General features: G+C 64.6%; 9 protein-coding genes. 1 reads left to right on the forward strand and 8 read right to left on the reverse strand.

The annotated features are described in order from the left end of the window. The first annotated feature begins 379 nt into the window (after positions 1–379). Positions 380–1,561 carry an MFS transporter gene (locus GQ57_RS23640; RefSeq protein ID WP_034199168.1) on the forward strand — a complete coding sequence of 394 codons (1,182 nt, stop codon included), beginning with the start codon at positions 380–382 and terminating at the stop codon, positions 1,559–1,561. Between the two features lie 66 nt (positions 1,562–1,627). On the opposite strand, the gene GQ57_RS38285 is transcribed toward GQ57_RS23640, so the two are convergent. From GQ57_RS38285 to GQ57_RS23680, 8 genes are all read right to left on the reverse strand, one after another. Further along, a complete protein-coding gene (locus tag GQ57_RS38285; RefSeq protein WP_081896749.1) occupies positions 1,628–2,599 on the reverse strand; it encodes a LysR family transcriptional regulator in 972 nt (323 codons plus the stop codon). A 202-nt stretch (positions 2,600–2,801) separates the two neighbouring features. Continuing rightward, entirely contained in the window at positions 2,802–3,680 is an 879-nt protein-coding gene (locus GQ57_RS23650) for an MBL fold metallo-hydrolase (RefSeq protein WP_034199169.1), read from the reverse strand. 377 nt (positions 3,681–4,057) lie between these two features. Then, on the reverse strand, positions 4,058–4,885 hold the full coding sequence (locus GQ57_RS23655) for a hypothetical protein (RefSeq protein WP_152603330.1): 828 nt from the start codon (positions 4,883–4,885) through the stop codon (positions 4,058–4,060). An 80-nt stretch (positions 4,886–4,965) separates the two neighbouring features. Continuing rightward, positions 4,966–7,725 (reverse strand): PEP/pyruvate-binding domain-containing protein, encoded by a 2,760-nt coding sequence (locus GQ57_RS23660; protein WP_034199171.1) that lies wholly within the window; start codon positions 7,723–7,725, stop codon positions 4,966–4,968. 131 nt (positions 7,726–7,856) lie between these two features. Further along, positions 7,857–8,798 (reverse strand): NAD-dependent epimerase/dehydratase family protein, encoded by a 942-nt coding sequence (locus tag GQ57_RS23665; RefSeq protein WP_052001451.1) that lies wholly within the window; start codon positions 8,796–8,798, stop codon positions 7,857–7,859. A gap of 4 nt (positions 8,799–8,802) precedes the next feature. Next, positions 8,803–9,450 carry a methyltransferase family protein gene (locus GQ57_RS23670; RefSeq protein WP_034199172.1) on the reverse strand — a complete coding sequence of 216 codons (648 nt, stop codon included), beginning with the start codon at positions 9,448–9,450 and terminating at the stop codon, positions 8,803–8,805. Positions 9,451–9,483: 33 nt separating this feature from the next. Continuing rightward, positions 9,484–10,305 (reverse strand): AfsA-related hotdog domain-containing protein, encoded by an 822-nt coding sequence (locus GQ57_RS23675; protein WP_235215115.1) that lies wholly within the window; start codon positions 10,303–10,305, stop codon positions 9,484–9,486. Between the two features lie 157 nt (positions 10,306–10,462). After that, positions 10,463–10,758 (reverse strand): TolC family protein (locus GQ57_RS23680; protein WP_034199173.1); only part of this gene is annotated, 296 nt, incomplete at its 5' end.

Below are 10,758 nucleotides of genomic sequence, written 5' to 3' on the forward strand. Positions count from 1 at the left end.
CATAATACACAGAAAACATCAAAATTGCGCCCACTCAAGTCCATTGTTAACAGAATAAATATCCACAATCCCTATCACTATATTGAAATTCGAATATATATATTTTCTTCCGGCCGATAACATGTAACTCGTCATTTCAGAACTGCAATCCGGTGCATGCATTCGACGCCGGGGGGCATGCCGCGGCGCGCCTGCCGGTCGTCGCCGAACCCGCCACCGCCCCGCTGCAGGCGGCTTCGCGCGCGATTGCGGACATGCGAGTCGCCAAACCACGGAACTGAATACTATTTTTCTTTTCTCCGCATCGACTTACCATCCACGCATCGAATCGAGTCGTTGATGTTTTCGAAGCCCACGGGCAACGAATGAAGGAGATTGTGTGAAAAAACTGCATCCGATATTTTTCATTGCGCTCGGCCTGTTCGGCGTCTATTCCATCGAATTCGGCGTGGTCGGCATTCTCCCGGTCATTACGCAACGCTATGGCATCAGCGCGTCGCAAGCCGGTTTGCTGGTAGGTCTTTTCGCGCTCGTCGTCGCTGCCGGCGGCCCGTTCATGGTCCTGCTGATGTCGCGCTTCAACCGCAAGAAAGTCCTGATGCTGTCGCTGCTGATCTTCTCGGCCAGCAGCGTGCTGTCGGCGTATGCGCCCAACTACACGACGCTGATGATCTCGCGGATCATTCCCGCGCTGTTCCACCCTGTCTATTTCTCGCTGGCCTTCGTCGCGGCCGCGTCGCTTTATCCGAAGAACATGGCCACCCACGCTTCCGCGAGGGCGTTCGTGGGCACCAGCATGGGCATGGTGCTCGGCATCCCGATCACGACCTGGATCGCGGCACGCGTGTCCTACGAGGCATCGTTCCTGTTCAGCGCGGCGGTCAACTTCGTCGCCGCACTCGGCATCCTGGCGAAGCTTCCCGATGCCGCCAGGAGCGAGCGCATCTCGTACGGCAAGCAGCTCGCGATCCTGCGCAAGGTCCCGCTGTGGCTCAACATCGCCGCATCGACCGCGATCTTCGGCGCGATGTTCTCGGTGTACAGCTACTCCGCCGAATACCTGCGCCTCGAAGCGCGCATGAGCGGCGAACTCATCGGCGTCGTACTGGTGATATTCGGGATCGGCGGCGTCATCGGCAATCTGCTCGCCGGCAAACTGCTCGCGAAGGACAAGGTGCGAACGACGGTGCTGCATCCGGTCGCGCTGAGCGCCGCCTACCTGGTGCTGCACTTCTTCTGTACGCCGTCGCTGCCGCCGATGATCGTGATCGCGCTGCTCTGGGGCGCCATCCATACGAGCGGGCTGATCGTCACGCAGATCTGGCTGACGTCGGAAGCCCCGGAAGCGCCGGAGTTCGCGACCGGTGTGTACATCTCGTTCATCAACCTCGGCGTGGTCTTCGGCTCGACCGCCGGCGGATGGTTTCTTTCGAGAGTCGGGATTCAGGGAACCATCTGGAGCGGCCTCATGTTCTCCGCCGTCGCGCTGGCCTTCATCGGCATCAAGGTCCTCTACTACGGCGACACGCCGCGGGAAAGCGCCCTGTCCGCCGCGCGATGACGTCACGCCTTCATGTATCCCGCCGTCGCCCCGCGATTCGCTTCGCCGCTCGCCGCGCGGGCCCGCCTACCTCGATGGCGCCAGCCGTTCCTGCTCGCGCGTGTCCTCGCCGACGGTCTTCAGAATGCCCGGCAATGCCCGCAGGTCGCTTGCCGGCGCCAACAGGTGCTCCGTCAAATGATCGATGAACGCGCGCAGCTTCGGCGACTCGTGCCGGCTCGACGGCCACAGGATCCAGAAGATGTTCGGATCCCCCGCATGGTCGTCCAGCATGGTCCTGAGCGAGCCGTCGGCCAACGCGTCGCGCACGGCGAAATCCGGCAGACAGGCGATGCCGTGGCCCTGCCGCGCCAGATAGACGAGCGTCGTCACGTTGTTGCAGGCCATCGTCACGGGCAGCCGGAAATCGAATGCGCTCGAGCTGCGTTCGATCGGCCATTGTTCGAGCTTGCCGGACGTCGGGAACTTGTAGTGCAGGCACGCGTGGCGAATCAGATCGTTCGGATGCTGGGGAACGCCGTGCTCGTCGAGATAGCGCGGCGACGCCACCAGCAGCATCCGGAACAGGCACAGCTTGCGCGACATCAGCATCGAATCGCGCAACTCCCCGGTCCGGATGACCGCATCGAAACCTTCGTCGATGATATCGACCAGCCGGTCGCTGAAATCCAGTTCCAGCTCGATTTCAGGATAGCGCGCCATGAACGACGACAGCGTCGACAGCAGCAAGCTCTCGACGAGCGGAAGACTGACGCGCAACTTGCCGCGCGGCGCCGTCCTGGCCTTGGACAATTCCCGTTCGGCGTATTCGATTTCTCCCAATATGCGCCGACAGTGCCCGAGGAACAGCGCGCCTTCCGGAGTCAGGTGAATGCTTCGGGTATTGCGATAGAAAAGCCGCACGCCAAGCCTTTCCTCCAGACGCGAAATACTTTTTCCGACCGCCGAGGCCGAAATTCCAAGAGATCGGCCGGTTGCAACAAAGCTACGAGTCTCCGCTGCCTGGACGAATACCGTCACGCCGTTTAGCTTGTCCAATACGACTCCCCATTTTGAGCGTATTCAATGTGCGTTCTCATTGTCTATTTTAAGATAATCGAACGCTTTGTCATTGGGCAATGTCCTCGGCAGCGGACCACGCGCGGGGATACCGGTTCGCCGCCGGATCGACGCCGCGCGATGAAGGCAGGTCGAATTCGAGCGGCCCGCCCGAGCCTGACGCCCGGGCGGGCGCGCCCGCTCAGACCAGTGCCGGCGACCAGGTCTCGTACGTCAGTGCATAGCTGGCGCCGCGCCGCTCGATGCGGGCGCACGCGGGCAGGTTGAAGTGCATGCCGCTGACGAGCAGGTCGTCCGAGCTCACGCGATCGAGCAACCGGCGTCGCGCCACGGCCGCTTCGTCGGGCGCATGATCGAACGCGATGGTCACTTCCGGACGCTCGACCTGCACGTGGGGAAAATGCACGAGGTCCCCCCACACCAGGAGCGCCTGTCCGTTGTCCGATATCAGATACCCGGTGTGGCCCGGCGTATGCCCCGGCAACGGCACGGCCTGAATTCCGCCCAGCACGTCCTCGGCACCAAACGCCTCCAGTTGCGGCGCGTACGCACGGAACACGTTTTGCGCGATATCGAAGAACGGCCGGATTTCCGCCGGCGCCCCGGATCGATTGGCATCATCGTTCCAGAAGTCGAATTCGGCGCGATGAATCAGCAGCCGCTCGACATTGCGGAACAGCGGCGTCGCGAGCGGGCCGGCAAGACCGCCGACGTGATCGGGATGGGCATGGGTCAGCAGGATCGTGTCGATGTCGAGCGGATCGATGCCGGCGGCCGCCAGCGCGACCGGCAGCCTCCCGCCCCAGCCGTTATACCCGCCGCCGCCGCCATCGATCAGGATCGTGCGCGTCGCGTCCTGCACGACATACACGTTGATGTTCATCCGCGATACGTCGGCCACGCCCCGCTTGCGCAAGATCTCGTCGGCCGATGCGCGATCGATTCCGTTCAGCAAATCGGCCGTCGCATCGAGATAACCGTCGCTGATCATCGTGACTTGGAAACCGCCGATGTTTCGACGATTCAGGCCGGGCGTTTGATAGTTGCGGGGGGACGTCATTTAAGCTTCCTTTTTACGGTTACGCTTTTCGATATTCCGAGACGAATCATTTCTCCCGATGCGACAGTCGAAAACCGTCCGCTCGAACGGCTCGCGCGACCGACGGGATCGAGGATGCGGGCAACCGGACGGATTTGCACCGTCGCGGATTGAATGAATCGCGTGACACGCCGGATCGGCGCAATCGGCGCAATCGGCCGGCCCGGCAAATCACGCGTTGAAGACAGCGAGCCTTCACCTTCCACGCAGGCTCACGATTGCCGTTGATGGTATCCGAACGATAAAAGGCCATAAACGGCCCGGCGGGATTTTCATCCACGACAGAAATGTCGCGAATCGGCACGCTCGAAGTCGCGCCGCGCGCCGGGAGCGATCGATCACGCGACCTGCCTGCCCAGCGTCGCGAGGCCCACGAACAGGAACGACGCATACATCACCAGGATGTACCACGCCGCATAACGCAACGGCCACCGCGGCAAGGCCGGATCGTTGAATTTCAGCCGACCGATGACGACCGGCATCAGCGGCAGCAGCGCCGCCCAGCCCCAGGCGCTGCGTGGCGGATTCGCCCATGGCTGCAGCAGCGCGACGACAATCAGGCTCGTGATCGCGGCACAGGCCGCCGCGATCCGGACCGTGTTCCGCACGCCGAAAATACGCACGTAGGTGCGCTCCCCGTCCCTGGGCGTGCGCGTGACCTTGCGTGCCAGTTCCAGGTGCAGCAAGCCGACCGCAGCAGCCAGGATCACGAGCACGCCTTGCCACGCTGGCGCGAGCGCATGCAAGGACAACCAGTCCGCATACAGGTAGACGCTCAACGCCAGCTGGATCGGGTAACTGACCGCGAGGTTCGTCAGCAGTTGTCCGTCGCGGGGCCAATCGAAGCGCTTCTCGATCGCCGCGAGCACGACCAGGTAGATCAGCTGGACCACCAGGATCAGGTCCGCCGCGCCGCGGCCCGCGTTGATCGCCAGCACGAAGGCCACGCCCGCGACGATGAGGGCGACCAGGTCCGAACGACGCACCGCGCCCCGGGCCAGCGGGCGCGCCGGATTGTAGCGGCGGTCGTAATCGAGGTCGCGGATGTCGTCCAGCGCGCGGATGATCAGCTGATCGATCATCAGTGTCGCGGCGCTGGTCAACAGCCCGAAGCCAGGCGTCCAGTGCGTGATTCTGCCGTCGGTCGCGGCGAACAGTCCCGTCATTCCGAATGCATAGACGAGCGAATACGGAATGAAGAACCTCAACGGAAACGACTCGACGACGAACAATTTCAGACGCGCGATCACGATATCGCCTCCTCTTGCTGCAACAGACGCACCGTGCCGGCCGCGCCGTCGAGTTCGATCCATGCGCCGTCGGCAATGCATCGGGTGGCGTCGGCCACGGACACCACGGTCGGGATGCCGAGCACGCGCCCCGTAATGGCCGTGTGCGACAGCAACGTTCCTCGCTCCGCGATCAACCCTTTGGCCGCCAGCATCAGAAAGAGCCAGCCCGGATCCGTCTCCTTCGCGATGAGGATCTGATCGTGCACCGAGCTCGGCTCGACGCTCGCCGGGTCGAGCACGACGCGCGCCCTGCCGCGCACGACACCGCGGCTCGAAGGGATGCCCTGCAGGCGGACATCGGCGGATGCCGAAGCCGCTGCGTTGCCGTGCGCGTGTTCGCGGCATGACCGCATCGTCGACGTGCGCAGGCCGGCGCTCGATACCTTGATCGTCTTCGGCGGGTCCGGCAATTGCGCGTGCGCGTGCCGAAGCGCACCCCGCTCCCGCGCAAGCACACGCAACGCACTGCCGGGAATCGTGCCGCCGACGCTGAACGCATCGAGCACTTCGTCGACGGACAAATCGAACACGTCGTCGGGGCGATCCAGCAAGCCGGCGTCGGCCAGCGCCGCCCCGAGCCGGATGAAGACTTCCCGCGACATGCCGAACAGCTCGCTGCGACAGAAACGCGTGTCCTCACGCATGCGCATGAACCATCGCATCGCCTTCACCAGGCTGCGCAACACGATACGCCTGCCCCACCATCGACACTGGTCTTGCAACTCCGATTCGGCCTCGCTGCGCGCGCGCGCCTCGGTCTGGCGGCTGCTTTCGACGGTCAGTTGCTGCTCGACGAACGGACGCAGTTGCCCGATCAGCCGCCAGGGCTGCTGCCGGGGCGTCGGCGCCTCGAGCTTCAGGTCGCTGAGGTTGCGGTCGCCGAACGCGCTCAAATGCCGGGCCGCCGCGTCGGCCAACGCGTTGCCGTAACGGCCCGCCTCGAGATCGCGCCAGATCGATACGTCCGATGCGGCGCCGAGCAGCGCGCACAACATCCCGGGATGCGCGCGCGCTTGCTCGGACAATGAAATGGTCGATCTCAGCGCCGCGACCGAGCGATTCTCCGTGCCGCCGCACAGCAGCCCGTTCAGCAACCCGGGGCTGGCCGCCGGCGTCCATCGACCGATCAGCGCACGCACCCAGCCGGTCAGCGACACCAGGAAAAAGCCGTTCACCAGCGTCACGCCCCATTGAGCCGCGACGATCGCCCACATCTCCCGATAGACCGCGATCAACGCCGACGCGTCGAGTCCGTCCAGGTCGCGGTGGTCGTTCACGAATGCGCGCCATTGCTTCAGGAAGCGGGCCATCCGCAACGGGTGCGACACGAGACGCGATGCGATGCCGAGGTAGTCGCGACATGCCCCGGCCACGCGCGACAGGAACGACGTGCGCCGCCTGGCCGGCGCAGTCGCGACGGAGTCGGGCTCGACGCCGAAAAAGGACCGCTCCCACGTCTCGCGCATCATCCAGAAGATCGGCACATGGCCGTGAAGGTGGTACCAGACGCTCATGCAGCAATAAATCCGGCCGTCGAATTGCCCGATCATGTTGCTCAGGTGATCCGCGTTGCGCCGGAGCACCCGGCGCGGGACGCCCCAACGCCGGTAGCCGTCGGTCAGGAACACATCGTAGTAGTGCGCAGCCAGCGAAAAGGTCAGGGCCGACGTGACGCCGGGGAAACTCTCCGTGATGTTGCTGTTGCTCCATATCATGTCGACCGGCCGCAACGGGCCAGGCCGCGGGTGGCCGCCCCCCTCCTGCCGGGCCAGCGCGATCGGCCGGGCCTGCAGCAGATGCATCGCGCCATCGTCGGTTATCGTGCCCTCGATATCCTGGGGCACGCCGAAATGCCGCTCGACACGAACTGCCAGCTCGGCCACCGAACGGGCGGCCTCGTCGTCGAGCACCGGCTGCCCGGCCAGCGCCGGCGGCACGTCGAGCGTGGCAATCGCGCCGGATCGACGATCGTGCCCGACCAGACGCTGCTTCGACACGAGCCGCGAGGTCACCCGCCCGGAATCGCGTTCGACGAAGAAGTGATCGATGTCCGCCTTCTCCTGAACCACGCCTTCGCCGATGCCGTATGCCGCGGCGATGACGCAACGATCCGATGCGTCACGCGGGTCCCGGGTAAAGGCCACGAACGAGCGCGATCCGGAAATCATCGTCTGGATACCCACCGCGACGCGCGCCCCGGCCGGATCCAGCCCTCGCCGGTGACGGTACAGCATCGTCTCGACGTTGAACGCCGACGCCCAGCATTTCAAGACCGACGTCACGAGTGCGCCGAGCGGCACGTACAGAAAGCTGTCGGATAGTCCGGCGAACGGATCGTCGGCCGAGTCTTCCCCCCGCCCGCCGTCATCCGCGACCGCACAGGCCCGTACCGCAACCAGCTGGTCGTCCGCGGCGATTCGCCCGAACGCGAAGACCAGCTCGCCGGCCAGATCGGCCGGGCAGACCATTGTTTCATCAATCCGGGCCCTGATATCGAGCGACCATCCCTTCAGCGCCGCCAGATCGCCGTCGGCCAAAGAGGGTCTCGGCACCTCGTTCAACACGGCGCCGACCGTCGAATCGAACACCGATACCGGAACGCAACGGAATCGCGGCACGGGAAATCCCGCCGCCCGCAGCTCCGCCTGCCGCGAAAACTTGAATCCGACCTCCCGGGGATCGAGACATTGCGTCTCGGACAACAGAATAGTCATTGCGGTTTCTCTCCAGACAGTTGAAGGGCCTTGGCTGGAACGCCGTCCACGCCGATAACTTCGTTATGCGAATCATGTGTCCGATATGCTTTCATTCGGCGGATTCCGCGCCCCGATGCCGGGCGCGCCGCCTACCCGTCGGCCAGCCAGCGCCGGTATCCCTGCCAGTAAGCGTCGCAGTGCGCGAGCACATTCATGCCGGGCGACGTACCGAGCGCCTGCCATAACCGCGCGCCGTCGTACCAGTGGTCCTCCGCGAACAGGCGCGCCTGCCGCTCGCTTACTCCGGATGGCAAGCGTCGGAGCGCTTCGGCGAGACCGACCGACGTTCGCGGCAACGTGAAATCGACGTGCGCCGCCGCTGCCTCGACCAGATCGCGCACACGAACGGGTTCGGGATGCGTGCAGTGGTAAACGGCGCCCCGCGCGACCCTGCCCGGTTCGAGCGCTATCGCCGCCACTACGGAAGCGACGGTCTCCACCGTGGTGCACGACAGGACGGCCCGCCCTTCTTCGATCCACGCGTTCAACCCGCCGATCAGCCGCAGCAGCGTCGGCAAGAACCACTGGTCGCCGGCACCCATGATGAACATCGGCCGGAGCACGACCCCGCCCGCCGCCAGCACGCACTGCTCGGCGGCCAACCGGGAGCGGCTGGCCGCCGATACCGGAGCCGGCGCCACCTCGTTCTCGCGGATGCCGCGATGAACGCCGGCCCCGTAGACGGCAGCCGTGCCGACGTAGATCATTCGCCGCACGCCGGCCCGCCGCGCTTCCTCGACCAACGCCCGCGTACCCGACCGGTTGACCGCATCGCACGCGTCGGCATCGGCGCCGACGTCGGAAGCCGCGTGGATCACCGTCTCGATGCCGTCGCACAGCCCGCGCAAACCGGCCGGCCGGGTCAGGTCGCCGTGCACGCAATCCATGCCGCCCGCTCCGGCATGGCCGGGCGCCCGGCGATGCACCAGCAAGCGCAGGCGCGCCCCGTGCCCGAGCTCGCTCATCCGGCGACACACTGCCTCGCCGATGAAGCCGCTGGCTCCCGTCACCAGGATCGTCGACGCCGTCATGGCGTCACCATACGAACGGCATCAGGCGATATCGGCCGTGCGAGTAGTCCGCGTAGCCGGCCACGTCGGACAGGATCCGCTCCTCGCACCGGATGCGCACGACGATGGACGGCACGAGCATGATCGCGAAGGCCGCGACGCTATAGCCGTTCAGGAAGAACGCCACGAACGACGCATGCGCGATCAGCATCCCCGCGTAGGCCGGATGCCTTACCCACCGGTACGGCCCGGTTTGCACGATCCGGTGATCCGCGAGCGTGCGCACCTTGTGGGAATAGAATTTCCCGAGCGTGTGAATCGCGACGATCCGCAATGCAATGCCGAAGCAAAAGAGCGCCGGCAACACCGGCATCCACGGCCGATATTCGACCCAGCGGCTCGACACGAAGCACGCGCTCGCGACGGTGAGCACCCTCGCCGCCCCGTAGACCAGCACCGTCCCACGATCGCTCGACAGATTGCTTTCGACCGAACTGGTCATCGCGGTCCGAGCCTCGCACGCAAGCCAGATCAGATACATCGCGACCAACGCGATGCCGATCCGATGCAGCGGTGACGCATGGCGGGCCACCTCGTCGCCGGCGGCGATCAACAGGATCAGGCAGCACGACAGGAAGACAAGCAGCGGATACTTGCGCAGGAACCATTGCACGATGTTTCTCCCCGGGCACGGCGCCCGATGAACTCATTCGGTTGAATCGGGATGGGCGAGGCCGGCCTTCAGCCGTCTGATCGTGCGGGCGGCCTGCTTCATTTCGTACCGGGTCAGGTAAGCCGAATCGAAAACGGTGAACGAAATGCGAACCCGGGCGGCGACCGTGCCGGCCTGCTTCACGAGGACTTCGACACGAAACCGCAATCGATCGGCCTTGTCGTGATCGACCTCCTCGATCCGGTAATCGATGACGGCGTCCAGCGGAAACAGGAAATTCTCGAACGATGCCTGCCAGTCGTTAATCACGAATCGGTGATGCCCGTCGGCCTCCCCGCCGAGGAAGTACTGCTCGGTCACCGCGAGAAACATCTGCCGGGCTGCTTCCGTCATGACCATGGCCGAGATATGGCAGCCGGTGACGTGATCGAGCAGCAGCTCGTTATTGCTGTCCAGCCGCAGTGCCGCGCGGTAGTGCGCGCCGTCGAGACATACCAGCTTCGCGAGCAGGACATTGCGCGGGTTCCTTTTGTGCGTATGCGCGATCTCGACGCAATCCGGCTCGCGCATCCCGCTCAACGCGACCGGATCCAGGCCGTGCTGCTCGAGTTCGCGTCGCAGGACCTCCAGCTCGCGATCGTCCACCCCGAATCCGGGCCGCAGCGTCGGCAGGGGCGCGTGATAACGCCCCGCGCGCAATCCGGAAACGAATTCCGAAACGCTGAGCATGCCTTCGTCGATCCCGACGCTGCCCCAACGGTCGCCGACGATAAACAATGAATCGTTCGAACGCTGGTGAAACGGTCCCTTGTCCATAGTTTCCTCGTATTGTTTGTCCGCGCGCCGATCCAGCACTTCCAATGAAGATGCCGGCAAGCAAAGTGCGGTTTCCCCATTTGACGTTGTGTCGAACGGAGTCCTGCCAATCGTGAAATGCATGTTCACGCCCCCCCCCCCGGGCCGGGAGACTCGCTCGGCGTAACCGCGCGACAGGGGGATGCGGCGGGCGACGCTACGCGTCGCTCCATCCGCCGCCGAGCGCGCGAATCAGGTTGACGGTCGACACGGCCTGCACGCCGGTCAACTGGTTCGCCTGCAACTGCGACTGCAGCACCGAGCGCTCGCTGTCGATCACGTCGAGATACGCGACCTCGCCTTCCTGGTACTGCGTGCGCGACAAGGTCGCCGCACGGCGCGACGCGTTGACGGCCGCGTCCTGTGCACGGATCTGGTCGTCGAGCAGGCGCAGGTCGGCGAGGTTGTCCTCCACCTCGCGGAATGCGACGAGCACCTGCTGCCGGTAGTTCG

The organism is Burkholderia sp. MSh2 (genome assembly GCF_000731655.1).
GTDB classification, from domain to species: Bacteria; Pseudomonadota; Gammaproteobacteria; order Burkholderiales; family Burkholderiaceae; genus Burkholderia; species Burkholderia paludis.